General features: G+C 36.0%; 19 protein-coding genes. 9 read left to right on the top strand and 10 right to left on the bottom strand.

What is annotated here, in order from left to right; translation table 11 throughout:
* Position 1: 1 nt before the first annotated feature.
* The 5 genes from C7D53_RS13605 to C7D53_RS13585 form a co-directional block, all read right to left on the bottom strand.
* Positions 2-889, bottom strand: a complete 888-nt coding sequence (locus C7D53_RS13605) for a hypothetical protein (protein WP_106916986.1) — start codon at positions 887-889, stop codon at positions 2-4.
* A 549-nt stretch (positions 890-1438) separates the two neighbouring features.
* Entirely contained in the window at positions 1439-1777 is a 339-nt protein-coding gene (locus C7D53_RS13600; RefSeq protein ID WP_106916985.1) for a hypothetical protein, read from the bottom strand.
* Between the two features lie 102 nt (positions 1778-1879).
* Positions 1880-3922 (bottom strand): S9 family peptidase, encoded by a 2043-nt coding sequence (locus C7D53_RS13595; RefSeq protein ID WP_106916984.1) that lies wholly within the window; start codon positions 3920-3922, stop codon positions 1880-1882.
* Positions 3923-4080: 158 nt separating this feature from the next.
* Positions 4081-4821: a uroporphyrinogen-III synthase gene (locus C7D53_RS13590; protein WP_106917129.1), complete on the bottom strand. Its 741-nt coding sequence runs from the start codon at positions 4819-4821 to the stop codon at positions 4081-4083.
* A gap of 12 nt (positions 4822-4833) precedes the next feature.
* A complete protein-coding gene (locus tag C7D53_RS13585) occupies positions 4834-5502 on the bottom strand; it encodes a DUF4271 domain-containing protein (protein ID WP_106916983.1) in 669 nt (222 codons plus the stop codon).
* Between the two features lie 240 nt (positions 5503-5742).
* Here C7D53_RS13585 and C7D53_RS13580 point away from each other — a divergent pair, with 240 nt between their 5' ends.
* From C7D53_RS13580 to C7D53_RS13565, 4 genes are all read left to right on the top strand, one after another.
* A complete protein-coding gene (locus C7D53_RS13580; protein ID WP_106916982.1) occupies positions 5743-6459 on the top strand; it encodes a polyprenol monophosphomannose synthase in 717 nt (238 codons plus the stop codon).
* 14 nt (positions 6460-6473) lie between these two features.
* Complete coding sequence (locus tag C7D53_RS13575; RefSeq protein WP_228422342.1) at positions 6474-6845, top strand: DUF4296 domain-containing protein; 372 nt, start codon at positions 6474-6476, stop codon at positions 6843-6845.
* Positions 6846-6915: 70 nt separating this feature from the next.
* Positions 6916-8046: a tRNA guanosine(34) transglycosylase Tgt gene (gene tgt, locus C7D53_RS13570; protein ID WP_106916980.1), complete on the top strand. Its 1131-nt coding sequence runs from the start codon at positions 6916-6918 to the stop codon at positions 8044-8046.
* A gap of 7 nt (positions 8047-8053) precedes the next feature.
* Positions 8054-9166, top strand: a complete 1113-nt coding sequence (locus C7D53_RS13565; protein WP_106916979.1) for an LptF/LptG family permease — start codon at positions 8054-8056, stop codon at positions 9164-9166.
* Here the strand turns inward: C7D53_RS13565 and C7D53_RS13560 are convergent.
* Entirely contained in the window at positions 9160-9873 is a 714-nt protein-coding gene (locus tag C7D53_RS13560; RefSeq protein WP_106916978.1) for a biotin--[acetyl-CoA-carboxylase] ligase, read from the bottom strand. The genes C7D53_RS13565 and C7D53_RS13560 overlap by 7 nt on opposite strands.
* 87 nt (positions 9874-9960) lie before the next feature.
* Here C7D53_RS13560 and rsfS point away from each other — a divergent pair, with 87 nt between their 5' ends.
* The 5 genes from rsfS (at position 9961) to C7D53_RS13535 (ending at position 14639) form a co-directional block, all read left to right on the top strand.
* Entirely contained in the window at positions 9961-10329 is a 369-nt protein-coding gene (rsfS, locus tag C7D53_RS13555) for a ribosome silencing factor (RefSeq protein WP_076353097.1), read from the top strand.
* A 17-nt stretch (positions 10330-10346) separates the two neighbouring features.
* A complete protein-coding gene (gene ftsH, locus C7D53_RS13550) occupies positions 10347-12368 on the top strand; it encodes an ATP-dependent zinc metalloprotease FtsH (RefSeq protein ID WP_106916977.1) in 2022 nt (673 codons plus the stop codon).
* Between the two features lie 134 nt (positions 12369-12502).
* Entirely contained in the window at positions 12503-13084 is a 582-nt protein-coding gene (locus tag C7D53_RS13545; protein ID WP_162926174.1) for an LUD domain-containing protein, read from the top strand.
* Positions 13085-13108: 24 nt separating this feature from the next.
* On the top strand, positions 13109-13981 hold the full coding sequence (locus C7D53_RS13540; RefSeq protein WP_106916975.1) for a phosphatidate cytidylyltransferase: 873 nt from the start codon (positions 13109-13111) through the stop codon (positions 13979-13981).
* A 4-nt stretch (positions 13982-13985) separates the two neighbouring features.
* Positions 13986-14639, top strand: a complete 654-nt coding sequence (locus tag C7D53_RS13535) for a phosphatidylserine decarboxylase family protein (RefSeq protein WP_106916974.1) — start codon at positions 13986-13988, stop codon at positions 14637-14639.
* Positions 14640-14749: 110 nt separating this feature from the next.
* On the opposite strand, the gene C7D53_RS13530 is transcribed toward C7D53_RS13535, so the two are convergent.
* From C7D53_RS13530 to C7D53_RS13515, 4 genes are all read right to left on the bottom strand, one after another.
* A complete protein-coding gene (locus C7D53_RS13530; RefSeq protein ID WP_106916973.1) occupies positions 14750-15097 on the bottom strand; it encodes a DUF1801 domain-containing protein in 348 nt (115 codons plus the stop codon).
* 23 nt (positions 15098-15120) lie between these two features.
* Positions 15121-16959 carry an ABC transporter ATP-binding protein gene (locus C7D53_RS13525; protein WP_106916972.1) on the bottom strand — a complete coding sequence of 613 codons (1839 nt, stop codon included), beginning with the start codon at positions 16957-16959 and terminating at the stop codon, positions 15121-15123.
* A 225-nt stretch (positions 16960-17184) separates the two neighbouring features.
* On the bottom strand, positions 17185-18105 hold the full coding sequence (locus C7D53_RS13520) for a M28 family metallopeptidase (RefSeq protein ID WP_106916971.1): 921 nt from the start codon (positions 18103-18105) through the stop codon (positions 17185-17187).
* Positions 18106-18259: 154 nt separating this feature from the next.
* A complete protein-coding gene (locus C7D53_RS13515) occupies positions 18260-18649 on the bottom strand; it encodes a DUF4293 family protein (protein WP_106916970.1) in 390 nt (129 codons plus the stop codon).
* Positions 18650-18707 lie beyond the last annotated feature (58 nt).

Raw genomic sequence — 18707 nt, 5'->3', positions numbered from 1 at the left:
TTTAATCACTTACTTTGGTGAACATTATTTCTCTTGGGTAGTATTGGGCGATATTTGCATTGGCAGCTGCAGTCAGCGTAACCACTACAGATACTGTTGCCAAAGGAGAATGTATTCTTGAAACAATATAATCCCCGGGATTCAGACGAATTCTGGTTGTGGTGAATGCTGCTGTATTGGTATCTCCACCTATTCCAAGAATGCCATAGTAATCGGGAAAGAAAGTTGTTAACTTCACTTCACTGTGGCTTCCGTCACTCTGTTTCAGATAAGCTCTGAGCTGGTATTGTGGTCCGCTTGTTAATGAAACAGCTCCTCCTGTTTTCGAGGGTACATTTAAATAAATGTCATAAACACCGGCCTCGTTCACGATAAACTTAGCATTGTCGAAGCTTTTGTTGCCATAGATTCCTCCTCCTGCTACTACTGCCGTTTCTCTTGTAATATTGAGATTATTATAAGATTGTTGCCCGTCCACAGGAGCACTAAACCCAATTCCTACATGTCGTCCGCGTCCCAGAAGAACACATACCACACTGGTTTCTTCATCAGCCGTGGATAGAAATCTGGATTGCTTCATTTTGAAGTCTGCGGCGGTAGGTTCATTGTTCCATCTGGCTCCGTCATAAGAATAAAATGTTGCATGTGTTTTTTCAAACATCATCATTCCTGTCATTTCAGGATCAGAAGAGGCTGGAGTATGCAACGGGAGGTTTTCCGGTGAAGAAACTTCAGGAAGCATCATGCCTAGGTTTTTCCTTTCATGTTTTCCGTCTACCTGTAAAATAGCCTTGTTGTGAATTTCAACGGTTGGATTTTTTGAAATTCCTACTTGTGAAAAAGCCAGGCTAGCAAGGAGCAACATCAAAGAAGTGCTGATTTTTTTCATGGTTTTGATTTCTATTTAAATTTTAATCTGTTTTATCCAGAAGAATTTTTATCGAAATACATCGTTTTTTCAGTTTTTAGTTTTTTGTGGTTTTTATTCAAAATTTTATCTCTCCAGATTCGGTTGTGAACTGGATTTTTCATTTGTTGTCTTTTTTTTCGGGCTTGTGATTAAAAAAGCCTGAAGAAATTGACCATCATATTCTGAGGGAAATTGATCATGGTGCCTGATCAAAAGAACGTGGTATGGGCCTCACTAAAGTACAAATCTAATGTGGTACCAACCTATCGAATTGTGAAATATTATAAGTAAGGCATTTAATCTTTAGAAAATAAAACGGTAAAGGTTTGGGAATGAATTGATTTAAATTTTTAATTATAATTTATTTTTTAAATAATATTTTTAATCAATCATTTAATTTTGTTTAAAAAAAATAGAGATAAGTTTTTGCTTACCTCTATTGTGTGAATGATATGCTTTTGTTTTGTTTAATATTGATAATTATTCTAATGTTTTATTATCAAATATTTAAATTATTGCGTTTTCAGGTTAAATTAATTCTTCTTCCTGAAAATACTGAATAATCGCCTTTTTCATCAGTAAGCTCTGCTCATTAGGCCTTAATTCAGGAAGGTCTTCCATTTTTTCAAACTGTGGCCACCCATCTTCATAGTGAGTGAATTTATAATATCCAAAAGGTTCAAGTAGCCTGCATACCGCAATGTGGATAAGGTTTACTTTGTCTTCTTTTGTATATTTCTGCTGCCCGCTTCCCAGTTCCTGTAATCCTATTAAAAACAAAAGAGTTTCAATAGGAGGATTCTTCTCTGTCTGGAAGTTGTCTTCGAAGAACTGTTCTATTTTTTTCCAATATTCAGATTCGTTCATATGATGATATCTGCCATTTTGATAATGACAATATATTTTTATAAATTATTATTTTCTTTTTATTTTCCTCACTTTAGGTTTTAATGGAAGAAAAACGTAAAATTATTCTTTATCAATCTTCAATAAAAACGCATATTCCAATGCATCTTCCTTCAATGATTCAAACCTTCCGCTTGCGCCTCCGTGTCCTGAGCTCATATCTGTTTTAAAGACTAAAATATTATTATCTGTTTTTACCTCTCTCAATTTAGCAGTCCATTTTGCGGGCTCCCAATATTGTACCTGAGAATCGTGAAATCCTGTAGTGATCAGCATATGCGGATAATCTTTGGCCTCTACATTATCATAAGGCGAATAGTCTTTCATATAATGATAATACTCCTTATCATTAGGATTTCCCCATTCATCATATTCCCCGGTTGTTAAAGGAATAGTGTCATCCAGCATAGTGGTAACAACGTCTACGAAAGGAACCTGTGCTACAATTCCGTTGAACAGTTGTGGCTCATAATTTACAACAGCTCCTACCAGTAGGCCTCCCGCGCTTCCGCCCATAGCATACAAATGTTTTGAAGAAGTGTAGTTCTCTTTTATTAAGTGTTTTCCTGCATCAATGAAGTCGAAGAATGTGTTTTTCTTGAATAGCATTTTCCCGTCTTCATACCATTCTCTACCCAGGTACTCGCCACCTCGGATGTGAGCAATGGCATAGATAAATCCACGATCCAGAATTGATAATCTTACATTAGAAAAGCTTGCATCCACCGTATGTCCGTAGCTTCCATATCCGTATAAAAGAAGAGGGGTGTCAGCAGATTTCTTTGTGTCTTTGTGATAGACAAGAGAAATAGGAACCTTTGTTTCTCCATCTCTGGAATCTGCCCATATTCTTTCAGAAATATAGTTTTCAGGAATGAAATGTCCACCTAAAACTTCCTGTTGTTTAAGAAGCTCTGTGGTGTTGTCTTTCATATTGTACTCATAAGTGGAACTTGGTTGTGTTAACGAGGTATAACCATAACGTAAAACATCCGTATCAAATTCTAGGTTGATTCCGATATAAGTAGTGTAAGTAGGATCCGAGAACGGTAAATAATGAGACTCCTGCGTTTTTTCATCAATAATCTTGATTTGTAGCAGTCCTTTTTCTCTTTCCTCAAGAACTAAATAATCTCTGAAGATTTCAAAGCCTTCCAGTAGAACTTCTGCGCGGTGAGGAATTACATCTACCCAGTTTTCCATGCCACAGTTATCAATCTTTGTTTTTACGATTTTGAAGTTCGTGGCATCATCAGCATTGGTAATGATGTAGAATTCATCCTCATAATGCTCTACAGAGTATTCAAGATCTTCTATTCTTGGCTGAATCACTTTCCAGTCTGCAAATACATTGTCAGAAGGGATGAAATGATGCTCATCAGAAATGGTGCTTGAGCTTGCAATGAAAATATATTGTAAAGATTTTGTCTTGAAGACGTTCACATCAAATGTTTCATCTTTTTCATGGAAGATGAGAACGTCCTCAGAAGAATCTGTCCCCAATTGGTGTCTGTATACCTGGAACGCGCGAAGGCTTTTATCTTTTCGGATGTAAAAAACATGTTCGTTATCGTTAGCCCAAACTGCTTTTCCTGTTGTGTTCTCTATTTTATCCTGAAGAATTTCACCTGTTTTTAAATTCTTGAAATTTAAAGTATAAATTCTTCTGCCTACATTGTCTGAAGAAAAAGAAGCCAATTCATTATTAGGGCTTACTGCTACACTACCCACCTCGAAGAAATCTTCGCCCTCTGCTAAAAGATTTACATCCAGTACAATTTCTTCAGGATTATCCAGGCTTTTATATTTTCTGCAGAAGATAGGGTATTCCCTGCCTTCTTCGTAGCGTACAATGTACCAGTATTCATTAAAGATATAAGGAAGAGATTCGTCATCCTTTTTATAACGAGCCTTCATTTCCTCAAAAAGCTGTTCCTGAAGTTCTTCCGTGTCTTTCATAATGAATTCTTCGTAAGCGTTTTCTTCTTCAAGATATTTGATAACTTCGGGGTTTTCCCTTTCATTAAGCCAGAAGTAGTTGTCTGTTCTTCTGTCGTTGTGAGTTTCTAGTATTTTTTCTATTTTTTTTGCCTGTGGAGCTTTCATCCGGATATTTTAATTTTTTAATGTCCCACGCAATTTTCTTTTTTGAAAATGTTTTGCATAGACATTTCATTCAATGTTAATTCTCGTTCAAATTTAGGTAAAAAAAAACCATCTTTCCTTTATTGAAAAGATGGTTGAGTTTATTTTTGTATTAAAGACTACTTGTGAAGCGCTTTAATATACTTTTCCAGTGCCATTGTCATGGATGGTGTTTCTTTTGTAGGAGCCATTAGATCTACCTTTAATCCTGCTTCTTCAGCAGCAGCTAAAGTAGTGTTTCCGAAAACTCCGATCTTTGTTTCATCCTGCTTAAAGTCTGGGAAATTCTGTTGTAAAGACTTAATTCCTTGCGGGCTGAAGAAAATCAACATGTCGTAATCCTTAATGGTGATGTCTGTCAGATCGCTGCATACAGTACGGTACATGATTGCTCTTGTCCATTCCACATTTGCAGAATCTAAAGTTTTTACAATATCCGGACTTAAAACATCTGAAGATGGCAACAGATATTTTTCAGTAGGAAACTTTTTGAAAAGAGGAAGCAGGTCTGAGAAGTTTTTCTCCCCAAAGCTGATTTTTCTTTTTCTGTACACAATATGCTTTTGAAGGTAGTTGGCTATTGCTTCCGACTGACAGATGTATCTCATTGTATCCGGAACTGCAAAACGCAGTTCTTCTGCTAGTCTGAAGTAATGGTCAATCGCATTTTTACTGGTAAAAATGATTCCAGTATATTGCGTCAGATCTATTTTCTGTGTTCTGAGCTCTTTATTGTCAACCCCTTCGACGTGGATAAATGGACGGAAATCAATCTTTATTTTTTCCTTCTTCGCTATATCCAAATATGGAGAAGACTCACTAGGCGCTGGTTGAGAAACCAATATAGACTTTATTCTCATCATTGACATTTATTAAAAAAATAACAACTTCCAAAGCAGTAATAATGGTGCGATTTGGAGCGTGCAAATATACAAAAATTTATAATACCATTTCTCAGGAAGAATCTTGTTCTTGTGAAATAAATAGAAAAAAACTTTGAAAACGAATACAAAAGAAAAGAAGAAGAAATAGTATGAAAATATTTTATTTCTGTCGATAGGGAAGTAATAATGGGTAATACACAAAATTATCAACAAAAAAGACAGGATAAAATAGAATTTTGTGGAGGTGAAATAAAAAATAGTCCATTTTTTTCCATCTCCTATACTTTGATAAAATAAAAAACCTAATGCTGATCTCATCACATAAAAAAAGATCACGACCAGTAATGTATAGCCAAATTTATTAAGTTGGTATCCCAAAACCTGAAGATCGGCAATATATTTCGGTACTATAGGAATATATTGTGAAATAAGTACAGACAAGGTAAGCGTGATGACGCAGGAAGTAATGATCCAGCTAGGCAGGTTGTTACTGGCGTCAAAATATTTTTGAAGCAAAAAATCTTTAAGACTTGCATCTCTTTCTATAATGTTCATCATAAAAACATATAAAAATATACAGCCTATTAATATAAAGACCACCCAGTCATTATTCTCAGGGATCCTTACGTGATTGATGAAGTTTTGTGATGATGGCAAATCTTAAGTTTTTTTAATTTTTATTTAACGCTCAATAACACAATCTGGCATGGATTTTCTTTATCGCTTCATCCGTGGTACTTATGTTAAAGTATACTTCCTTGCAGATTGTATATGGTATGCAGAACTATTTTATAAAGTATCAGCATCGTCATATAATCTATGAGAAATATTTTTGCAAAATTATAGATTATTTTGTATAAAATAAAAAGGTTAAATAAACTATCTTTGCAAACTGAAATGAAAAAACTCGTCATTATCCCAACGTATAACGAAAAGGAAAATATTGAAAATATTATTTCCGCGGTTTTTGCATTGGAGGATGACTTTCATATTTTAGTAGTGGATGATTCTTCTCCGGATGGAACTGCGGAAGTTGTAAAGGAATTACAGAAGAAATACCCACACTATCTTCATCTGTCAATAAGACATATTAAAGATGGTTTGGGAAAGGCATATATTCATGGTTTTAAATGGGCCATAGAAAACAAATATGACTACATTTTTGAAATGGATGCCGATTTTTCACACAATCCGAATGACTTACCGAAACTTTTTGAAGCCTGCAAAAATGCAGATATGGCTATTGGTTCCCGTTATTCAAAAGGGGTGAATGTGGTAAACTGGCCAATGGGAAGAGTATTGCTGTCCTATTTTGCCTCCAAATATGTAAGATTTGTTCTGGGACTCCCTATTCATGATACTACAGCCGGTTTTGTATGCTTTTCCAGAAAAGTATTAGAGGAAATCGGATTAGACAACGTAAGATTGAAAGGATACGGGTTTCAGATAGAAATGAAGTTCAGAGCCTACAAAAAAAATTTCAAAATTGTAGAAGTTCCTATTATATTTACCAACAGAATTTTAGGAGAAAGCAAAATGAATGGTGGGATTATCCACGAAGCTGTTTTTGGGGTACTCAACTTAAAATGGAAATCAATCATCAACAGATTATGAAACAAAGCATGACCATGATGAAACTACTGATCCTTGTTTTTGTTATACTGGGACTGTCCTCATGCAGTGATTATATTGATAAGCCTAAAAATCTTATTGATAAAGATGTCATGACGGATATTCTTGTTGATCTTACCATCAATGATCAGGCAATCTTTATGTATCAGGATAAAAATATGGAAGCCGGCACAAGATTCGTGTTGAAAACGCACAAAGTAAAACCTGATGACTTCACGGAAAGCTTTAAATACTATGTGATTAAAGAAGAAATGGAGGGGATAGTGGATGATGCTCAGGAAATTTTGCTGAAGAAAGATCCCAAGGCCAAAAAATATATTGAGGATAAGAAAAAACAGAATGGAGGACTGATGCCTTTCGTAAAATAAATAATGATGAAGCGGGTTCTTCCCGAATAATGATTAACCGCTGATGGCGGTGAATTTTAAAAATATACGAATGAAATTTTTTAATATAGAAAAAACCTCTGAAGGAAAAGCAAGGGCAGGGGAGATTACTACGGATCACGGAAAGATCCAAACTCCTATTTTTATGCCGGTGGGAACTGTTGCAAGTGTAAAAACAGTTCATCAGAGAGAATTAAAAGAAGACATTAAGGCCCAGATTATTTTGGGTAATACCTATCACCTTTACCTTCGTCCCGGTATGGAAACCATGCAGGACGCAGGAGGTCTGCATAAGTTCATGAATTGGGACCTTCCAATTCTTACAGACTCAGGAGGTTTTCAGGTTTTTTCATTGGCAAGTAACAGAAAAATGACAGAGGAAGGGGCTCGATTCAAGTCTCATATCGACGGAAGCTACCATATGTTTTCTCCCGAAAGATCTATGGAAATCCAAAGACAGATCGGAGCAGATATCTTCATGGCTTTTGATGAGTGTACACCTTATCCTTGCGAATATAATCAGGCAAAATCATCAATGGAACTTACCCACCGTTGGTTGAAAAGATGTATTGACTGGACCAATGATAACCCTGAGTTGTACGGTCATAAACAAAGGCTTTTCCCTATTGTACAGGGATCTACCTATTCTGATCTAAGAAAAATATCTGCAGAGGTGATTTCTGAGGCAGGAGCTGAAGGAAACGCCATAGGAGGACTTTCTGTAGGCGAGCCGGAAGAAGAAATGTACAGGATTACTGATGAAGTAACCGATATTCTTCCAAAAGAAAAACCAAGATATCTGATGGGAGTAGGAACTCCTTGGAATATTTTGGAATCCATTGGGTTGGGAATCGATATGATGGATTGCGTAATGCCTACAAGAAATGCAAGAAATGCAATGCTTTTCACATGGCAGGGAGTGATGAACCTTAAAAATGAGAAATGGAAGCGTGATTTTTCGCCTCTTGACGAATTTGGAACCAGCTTTGTAGACCGAGAATATTCAAAAGCGTATCTTCGTCACTTATTTGTATCCAAAGAATATCTGGCAAAACAGATTGCTTCAATTCATAATCTTGCATTTTACCTTGACCTGGTTAAGGTGGCAAGAGAGCACATCATAGCCGGAGATTTCTACGAATGGAAAAAATCTGTAGTACCAGTTCTTAGACAAAGAATGTAAGAGAATTATGCTTAAAATTGTAGACAAATATATCATTAAAAAATACCTTGGAACTTTTAGTTTCATGCTGGTGCTATTGTCTATAGTGGTGCTTGTCATAGATGTGCAGCAAAAGATCCCAAGGATAGAAAATGCAAAGGCGCTTGATCCAAAGCTTGATTTGGTGTACTTCCTGATTCATTTTTATCCTTTCTGGATCGTTAACCTTGTGGTGACGTTCCTTTCCATTCTGGTATTTATTACGGTTATTTACTTTACCTCCAGAATGGCCAATAATACCGAAATTGTAGCCATTATTAGTAGTGGAGCCAGTTTTCATAGGTTTTCAAAACCTTATCTTTATACTTCAATCCTGATTGCATTAGTTGCAATGCTGGTGTATCATATGGTCCTTCCTTGGGCCAATATCAAAAAGAACGAGTTAGAAGCTTATACCTATAACGCGGCCAATAAGGAAAAGATCCTGGGAACAGCCCCGGCTTCCTCACAGCTTAGCAAAACAGAGTACATCTTTGTGGATTCCTGGAACAAAAGAGAAAAAAGAGGATCCAGTTTTGTTTATCAGAAATTTGATAAAGACAGAAGAATGGTGTACGAACTGAAAGCGGGTGATGTATATTGGGATAATACCAAAAAGCAGTTCGTTCTAAATAATTACCTTGAAAAAACCATCAATAAAGACAATACCGAAAAATTAGGAAGTGGAATAGAGCTTAGGAAAAACTACGGACATTCACCGGAGGAACTTTTTCCAAACGAGCTTTTAGGACAAAATAAAACGACTCCTGAACTGTTAAAATTTATTGAAAGAGAAAAAGCAAGAGGAAACAGTAACCTGAATTCCTATCTTAATGAGCTTCACCAAAGAACCTCAATGCCTGTTTCTATCATTATTCTTACCTTTTTGGCACTGTCGCTGTCTTCCCAAAAGAAAAGAGGAGGACTGGGGGTCAACCTTGCCATAGGGATTTCCTTGGCTTTTCTCTTCGTGTTTTCATTTGAAGCATTGAAAGTAGTGTCAGAGAATAAAAGTTTATCTCCAGCCTTGGCAATGTGGTTGCCGAATCTGGTGTTTCTTCCGCTTACCCTTTATCTTTATATCAAAAGAGCCAATCAGTAAAGAAGCTTTACTTCTTTGTGATAAAAAGAGTGCAGTCCGTCTTCCAGTTCAATCCAAAGCTCACCTTTGTCATCTGCATTTCGGATAATGCCATTTTGGCGTTCTTTTTCAATCTCAAAGACTGATATCATGTCTTTTCTGAAAAGGTTCCTGTTGAAATCTTCCAGGATTTTTTGGTCAGAGGGAATATTTTTCAGCCTTTCACAAAGGAATTCATGAAAGTTCAATGTAAGGTCTTCAAGATCAAATTGCTGTCCTGTCTGCGTTAGGAGTGATCCTGCATTGGATATTGCTTCAAATTTATCCTGAAGTACATTGATGCCGGTTCCTATGATGAAATAATTATTTTGATTAATTTTTTTCTTTTCAATTAAAATTCCAACGATTTTTTTACCTTTAAGGATAATATCATTCGGCCACTTGATCTTTACGTCATAATCAGCCAAATTGGCCAGGTAATCCCTGACAATAATTGCGGTATAATAATTGAATATAAAGTCGGAGCACAGAATGTTGTGGGTATTCACTGCCAGCGTATAAGCCAGGTTTTTTCCGGCAGTTTGAGTCCATACATTTCCATACTGTCCACGGCCTTTTGTTTGATTGAAAGTATGAAGTCCAATAAAATCTGAATTTTCATAAAGTAAAAACTTTGATATTTCGTCATTAGTAGAAGAACATTCTTTCAGGTAGAATAGTTGACTCATTTAAGAAAACTTTAAGACATTAAGGGGGTAAAAGTAAGGTTAAAGTAAAGAAAAAACAATAAATTTGCAGATTATAGTATATTTTTAATGAATAAAACAGCAGAAAAACAAGCACTAATAGATAAAATCGTTGAAGCTCTTCAAGATATAAAGGCAGAAGATATTATGATCTTCGATCTTTCTAAAATTGAAAACTCAGTAGCGGAGACGTTCGTAATATGTAGCGGAAACTCAAATACACAGGTGGCAGCATTAGCAGGAGGTGTAGAGAAGAAAGTAAGAAATGACTTGAAAGATAGACCTTGGCATGTAGAAGGAACAGAAAATGCAATGTGGGTACTAATGGATTATGTTTCAGTAGTCGTTCATATTTTTCAAAAAGATGTACGTGAGTACTACGATATAGAAGAGCTTTGGAATGACGCAGTCATTACCAAAATTGAAAATGAATTTTAAAATCTTAAAAAGTATAAATGAATAATAAAGGATTCAACTGGTTCTTTCCTATTGCAATCATAGCTCTTTTGCTGTTCTTTGGCTCCAATTTTCTAGGAGGAGATACTGCAAAATCTATTGATGAAGATGGTTTCTTTAGAGAAATGCAGACGGGGAAAGTCCAAAATATAATTATATACAAAGACATAGAAAAAGCTGATGTTTTTCTTACCAAAGAAGCAAAATCAGCTATGGTTTCTAAAACCGCAAAGGAAAACAACCCACTTTCAGCATTTGAAATGGCTCCTAAAGCAGATTTTTCTGTGAAATATGGAGATCTTCAGCTTTTCCTTCAAAAATTTGAGCAGATTAAAGCAACCAATCCAGCTATTAAGACAGCCAAGGACTATGGAACAGGTAAAAGCCCGTTCGCAGATATTCTTGTGTCTGCATTAATTTGGATTGCTATTTTAGGATTGTTCTATTTCCTTCTTTTCAGAAAGATGGGAGGTGGAGGAGGTCCTGGCGGACAAATCTTCTCCATCGGAAAATCAAAAGCTAAGCTTTTTGATGAGAAAGAAAGAATTCAGGTGACATTTAAGGATGTTGCAGGATTAGAAGGGGCTAAAGAAGAAGTTCAGGAAGTTGTAGATTTCTTGAAGAACTCTGAAAAATATACAAAACTAGGAGGTAAAATCCCTAAAGGTGTACTTTTGGTAGGGCCTCCGGGAACAGGTAAAACCTTATTAGCTAAAGCTGTTGCAGGGGAAGCGAAGGTTCCTTTCTTCTCTCTTTCAGGTTCTGACTTTGTGGAAATGTTTGTTGGGGTAGGAGCTTCAAGAGTAAGAGACCTTTTTGCCCAGGCAAAAGCAAAATCTCCGGCTATTATCTTTATTGACGAGATTGATGCCATCGGACGTGCAAGAGGGAAAAATAATTTCTCTGGCGGAAACGACGAAAGAGAAAACACATTGAACCAGCTTCTTACTGAAATGGATGGTTTCGGAACAGATGTGAATGTTATTGTAATGGCTGCAACCAACAGAGCGGATATCCTTGATAAAGCTTTAATGAGAGCAGGGCGTTTCGATCGTTCAATTTATGTAGACCTTCCGGAATTGCATGAAAGAAAAGATATTTTTGATGTTCATTTGAAGAAAATCAAACTTGATGATAATGTGGACAGAGACTTCTTGGCAAAACAAACTCCAGGATTTAGTGGAGCAGACATTGCTAACGTTTGTAATGAAGCAGCATTAATTGCAGCAAGATACAATCATACCTCTGTTACAAAACAGGATTTCCTTGACGCTGTAGACAGAATCATCGGAGGTCTTGAAAAGAAAAACATGGCAATTAAGCCGTCTGAGAAGAGAAGAGTGGCTTATCATGAGGCAGGTCACGCTACCATCTCTTGGTTGGTAGAGCACGCATCTCCACTTCTGAAAGTAACAATTGTTCCAAGAGGACGTTCTCTGGGTGCTGCATGGTATCTTCCGGAAGAAAGACAGCTTACCACTACAGAGCAGATGTTAGATGAAATGTGTGCAACCTTAGGAGGTAGAGCTGCAGAACAGGTGATCTTCAACAATATTTCAACAGGAGCACTTTCTGACTTGGAAACTGTAACGAAGAGAGCTCAGGCAATGGTTACCATTTATGGGTTAAGCCCGAATATCGGTAATATTTCTTACTATGATAGTTCAGGTCAATCTGAATATAATTTTGGAAAACCTTATTCTGAAGAAACAGCTACTAAAATTGATGTAGAGATTAAAGCAATCATTGAAAATCAATACGAGAGAGCTGTAAGAATTCTTACAGAAAATAAGGATAAACTTGATGCTCTTGCGAATAAGCTTTTAGAAAAAGAAGTTATCTTCCGTGAAGATCTAGAAGATATTTTCGGAAAGAGAGCATGGGATCCTGAATTGACAGAGAAGCCCGTTACCAATACTATTCCTGAAAAAGGGGAACCTGTAGTATTGGAAACACCTCAAATAAAAGAAAAAGAGGAAGAAAGTGAAATACAGGCTCCAGAAAGCCCAACACAGCTTTAATACTCTGAAAATAAAATAATTTTAAACCTGACAACCTCAAAATTGTCAGGTTTTTTCATATTTAAAGAGATATTTTGGAATCTATTGTAATTTATTTTCTATTTTTGTATAAAGTTGACTAAAAATAGATTAAGTTGAATTTATTCAAGAGGATTGTAAGCAAACTTACCAACCAGCCTGAGGAAGAGGACAAACAGAGCCTGGAGAAGCTTGGAGATTCGCTGAAAAATGCGGATCTTGACTATAAGTTTGCGCAATTATTTACGCATTCAGGGGGATTTTTTAATTATTGTGCAGATGAAGCGGAAGCTCTACAAACTTTAAATCAAATTATCAAAATAGAAGGTATTGGAAACCTTTTCTGTTGGGATAAGGAACTTCAAAACTTCTTAAACGTTGTGAAGACCTCCTATACTTCAGAATTACAGACTTCCAATGATGCAGCATTCATTACTTGTGAATACCTGATTGCCTATGACGGAAGGATTATGCTTTCCCACAACAATATTCTCCATTATCATTCTTCAAGGCTACCGGATAAGATTATTATCATTGCCAATGTTTCACAGATTGTAAATAACCTGAATGATGCCATGGGGAAAATAAAAAGAAACGGAAATATCAAGAACCTTACTTCCATCAGCGGCAGCCAGTCGAAAATGGATAGTTCTTCAAATTCCAATACAAAATTGTTTTTACTGCTGCTTGAAGATTAAGCACCCACATCTAAATTTTAAATTTTGGACAAAAATCTCATTCAAAGAACCATTTCAGGTCTCGTTTATGTAGCCGTCATTATTCTTTGCTCGACTCCTTTAGGAGCACAATTCATCAATAACATTTTTCCTGGCCTTATTCAGCAGCAATATCTTTATTACGGACTGATGAGCCTCCTACTGGTTGTAGGTACCTGGGAGTGTGTGAAGATTATGAAATTCGGAAAAGGATATGAAAAATGGGTGGTTTATCCATTGGTCATCTTTATCTTTTATGTCTTTTCCAAAAGATACTTTCATCACGACTTCTTTTTTGATTTCAGATTAAGTGAAATACTGGCACTGGCGCTCATTGCCATTGCTGTAGTTACTTTATTTAAATTTCCTAACGAATTATACTACGACAGCGGAAAATTGATTTTTACGGTCATTTATGTGGCCCTTCCGTTTAGTTTTGCATTAGGATTACCCAAGTTCTCCAGCTATAATGATACTTTCTCTTTGGAGGTTCTTTTCCTGTTTGTGCTGATCTGGAGTAGTGATACCTTTGCCTATCTCGTTGGAAAGTTCTTCGGGAAGCATAAAATGGCACCCAAAATTTCACCTAAAAAAACCTGGGAAGGATATATTGGAGGCGTAGTTTTAACATTGGTTTTATCCTACTTTGTAGAGCATTATCAGCCGGAACTTCGCGGAAACTGGATGGTAGTAGGATTTTTAGTAGCAGCCTTTGCTCCGCTAGGGGATTTGGTAGAGAGCCAACTGAAAAGAAACTTTGGCGTAAAAGACAGTGGAAACATCATTCCGGGGCATGGAGGTGTTTTAGATAGGCTGGATAGTTTCATAATCTGTGTTCCTGTCGTATATTTGTACTTTATTTTAGAAAAATTTATATAGTCTCATGAAATTACATAGAGAATCAAAAGGAACAATTACTGTAGCAACCCTACTTTTTATTGTGTTGGGAGCTTTAGCGATCTATTTCCTTAAAATATGGTCCCTGTTGATCATCGTACCTTTGTTGGTTATTTACTGTTTGGTATTCTGGTTCTTCAGAGTTCCGAATCGTTCTATTCTTGACCACAAAGAAAACGTAATAGCTCCGGTTGACGGAAAAGTGGTAATGATTAAGGAAGTAGAAGAAAATGAATTCGTAAAAGGAAAAGCGATTCAGGTTTCTATCTTCATGTCTCCACTAAACGTACATATTTGTAGATATCCGGTTACCGGAAAGGTGGTTTACAAAAAATACCATCCGGGGAAATATCTGGTAGCATGGCATGAAAAGTCTTCTACAGAGAATGAAAGAACTACGGTAGCTGTTGAAACCTTAACCAACCATAAAGTTGTTTTCAGACAGATTGCAGGATATGTGGCAAGAAGAATCGTATTCTATTGTAATGAGGGTGATCAGGCAAAAGCTGGACATGAGTTTGGGTTTATTAAATTCGGTTCAAGAATGGACGTTTTCCTACCTTTGGATACTGAAATTACCTGTAAAATTGGTGATATAACAAAAGGAGGTCTGGATGTTATTGCAAAGTTAAAAGATTAAGATTTATAATCATCATACTAAAGGCTGTTCTGAAAAGAACAGCCTTTTTTGTTTTTACCAACTTAAATTAAAATTGAACACAATTTATTTTCCTTTTACCTATCCGACTATTACTTAATATAAGGCTTTATTTCCTCCAGTAGGCTCAATATAAACTCTACGGGAAGATCCTCTTCAATATCAAGTAATAGAATTTTAAACTTCTTTCTTCCGTCTTGGGTCAGCTCAGGATAATCCAATTTGTCTCCATGATAAAAGCTGACATAATGCTTTTTATATTTTTTGCTATAATAAAAATAGCACAGCATTTTCTTTTTATACTTTATAAAAGGAAGGCCAAAGCTTAAGGTTTCAGTAATGTGTTCTGTATCGGATGCTAGAATTTTTTCGCGCAAAAATAAAAGAGTACTTCTTTCAGGTTCTTGAATTCTGTAGAAGTACTCTTGTATAGGGTTCATTTTAAAATAATTTAAAGATGAGTTTAGTCGAAATTTTGAAGCTCCACAAGCTTGTTATACATTCCTTTTTTAGCAATAAGATCGTGGTGGGTTCCTTGTTCTACAATGGTTCCTTTTTCCATTACTACAATCCAGTCTGCTTTTTGGATGGTTGAAAGTCGGTGGGCAATAACAAGAGACGTTCTGTTTTCCATCATTTTTTCCAGAGCATCCTGTACAAATCTTTCAGATTCTGTATCCAGGGCTGAAGTAGCTTCATCCAAAATCATAATAGGAGGATTCTTCAATACGGCTCTAGCAATGGAAACTCTTTGTTTCTGACCTCCGGAAAGCTTATTCCCGTCATCCCCGATATTGGTATCATACCCCTCAGAAAGGCTTGAAATAAAAGCATCTGCATTGGCAATTTTCGCGGCTGCAATTACTTCTTCTTTGGTAGCATCAGGTTTACCCATCAGGATGTTGTTATACACAGAATCATTGAATAATACGGATTCCTGTGTTACCATTCCCAGAAGTTGACGGTATTCTTTTAATTTTAAATGCTTAATATCGGTTCCATCAATTAGGATTTCTCCTTCTGAAACATCATAGAATCTTGCTAAAAGGTTGGCAATCGTTGTTTTTCCACTTCCACTTTGCCCTACCAATGCCACGGTTTTACCTTTTGGAATCGTTAGGTTAAAGTTCTTAAGAATCAGATTGGCTTTATCATAATAGAATCCAATATTTTTGAATTCAATATTATTCTGAAGAGTAGAGATAGAAACTGGTTCTGCAATCTCATCTATTTTTACATCAGCATCCAGAATTTCCAGTACTCTTTTCAGGGATGCTTCTCCTTTCTGTACATTGGAGATGGATGTTGACAAACTCTTTGCTGGAGGCAGAATCTGGAAGAACATTCCCAGGAATACAAGGAAGTCAGCAGGTGATATGCTTTGTTCAACAATAATTTGTTTTCCTCCATACCAGGCAATGATTAAGAATGTAATAGACCCTAAAAATTCGCTCATTGGCGATGCCAGTTCTTTCTTTTTTCCTAGGTTGATTGAGCTTGAGATCCATTTGTTCATAGATTGCATGAAGCGGTTATCCATGATCTTTTCAGCATTAAAAATTTTAATAACTTTCGAAGATTTTAATGTTTCATCTACAATAGAAAATATAGTTCCCAGCTCGTGCTGGGCTTCATGAGAGTCTTTTTTAAGGCTTTTCCCGATCAAGGCAATCATGGTTCCCATTACAGGAAGTACCAATAAAGAGAAAAGTGTCATTTCTGGGCTTAAGAAGAATAAAGTAACCAATGTGCTGATAAGCATGAAAGGGGCATTAATCAACTCTATTAAACTTCCCAGGATACCTCCTTCAACTTCACCCACATCATTGGACATACGAGACATCATATCTCCTTTTCTGCTTTCCGTAAAGAATGAAACAGGTAAGGAAAGTATTTTTCTGTACATGGCACCACGAAGATCCTTGGTAACTCCCACACGGTAGTTGATCAATAATAAAGATCCAAAATATCTGAAAGCATTTCTTAAAAAGAACATGAACGCTGTAATAATACACAACCATGCAAGAACAGTAAGAGAGCCGTGGTCTTTTACCAATGTCTGTACATAATAATTGGAGTATTCTTTTATATAAGTAAAGAAGTCTGTGATATCACCAGAATATACAGGTGCTGTTTCATACTTCTCCGGTTTAATGGTGCCAAAAAGCATTCCTAAAACCGGTAAAATTGTTCCCAGTGAAGCAATTTGAAATACGGAGTACAGGATATTGAAAAATAAACTGCCGTAAATATATTTTTGATGGGGCCTCGCGAACCTCAGAATTTTTTTATACTCGTTCATTCAATGAAAAAATTGGATAGCAAAATTACGTAAAATTAAAAGATAAGACGTTCTTAATCCTATTTTACTTTAATTAATATGTTCCTCGAAAAGCCTCTTTGTTACAACAGAAACGCATTACATATGATTTTATATGTTAAATATTAGAAAAGGCAAGATTTCAGAAAGAGATACTAAAGAATAAAAACCGCCATTGAAGCGGTTTTATAAAGTCATTTATTTGGATTAAAATTTCACCTGATCATTGTATTTTGGAGCAAAGTTTTTAGGATTTAACTTATCCAGTGTTTTTCCGAAATTATTGATAATCTGGGTCATATTGCCAACATCTACAATGCTCATGTCATCCTTTTCCTGGTGATAATGGGTTGCCTTAGACATATCAACGGTTGAAAACGAGTGGGCAATGATTTTCTTTTTTACAAAGCTTACATTATCTGAACGGTAAAATAATTGTTGTTCAGAATAAGGATCAGCATTAATCTTCAGTCCGTTCACTGCATTTTTATTAAACAACTCATCCAGGTCCGAAAATCCGTCCCCTGTCATATACAAAGCATTTTTTCCCCACTGGGACTCTGTAGCTACCATTTCAAAATTGAAAAGGGCAGTCATATTATTATAAATTTTATCAAGATTTTTGTCTTTTGAAATAGCTCTTGATCCAAGCATTCCTTTTTCCTCACCATTAAAGGCCATAAATACCATTGAAAACTCCGGAGTTTTATTTTTAAAATAATCAGCAATGCCTGTTAAAGCTGTAATTCCGCTGGCATCATCATCAGCACCGTTATAAATATTGTCTCCGCTTTTATCACTGGTTCCAATGTGATCAAAATGCCCTGAAAAAGCCAAGTTTTTCTCTGATTTTCCTTTTTTTATACCACATACATTGTAGGCTGTTTTTCCTTTATATTCAAAAGGAATCAAATAGGAATTTCCTGTGCAGTACTCAAGGTTATTTTCCTTAAAAAGAGTTGCTATATAATGGGCTGCATTGTCATTTTCAGGAGTTCCGATCTCTCGGCCTTTCATTTCATCAGATGCAAGAGTTGAAATGATGGTTTTTACCCTTTCTTGTGAAACTTCCTGTGCAAATGTGCAGATGGAGAAAAGTGATAGAGTGAGATAAGTAATTTTTTTCATTGCTTTTACATTAGTTATAGAATCAGTCGTGTACTTTACATAAAAGTTGCATGAATATATAAATAAATTAAATAATTCTTTATGGCTTCTGCAATAAGCAAAAAAAAAACAGCTCCAAAAAGGAACTGTTCTTACTCAAAAAATCGTTGTAAGGCTATCGAAGTCTGTCTACAGATTTTACGAGCCTCTCATCTTTACGGATATACACGTTTGCAATAAGCAGACATATTACCGCAATCAATGGGAAAATCGGCTCAATACCCTTCTCAGGAAATTGAATTCCTCCGGATAAGTTTAGTAACCAGTACGCCAATACACCAATCAACAAAGCGTTTATAATGATGCTGATAGTATTCAGCAAAATTTGTCTTTTTCGGTTTTTGAAACTAAAAACACTTAATGCTCCAATAATCACAAGGACTATGCATCCTATATTTAATACGGGAATACTGTCAGAAACGACCGCATCCTGTCCTGTTATAAAAAGGAAAACAGCAGCTAAAACTGCTAGTAATGTCCATATGGTTTGTATTCTCTGTAGCATTGAATATTAAATTCTTGGCAAAAATAACATAAATTTTGCACAATTCAAAAATAAGTGT

This window comes from Chryseobacterium aurantiacum (genome assembly GCF_003020585.1).
GTDB lineage: Bacteria > Bacteroidota > Bacteroidia > Flavobacteriales > Weeksellaceae > Chryseobacterium > Chryseobacterium aurantiacum.
Note: the sequence above shows the minus strand (reverse complement) of the source record. Positions and strands in the feature narration are given on the sequence as shown.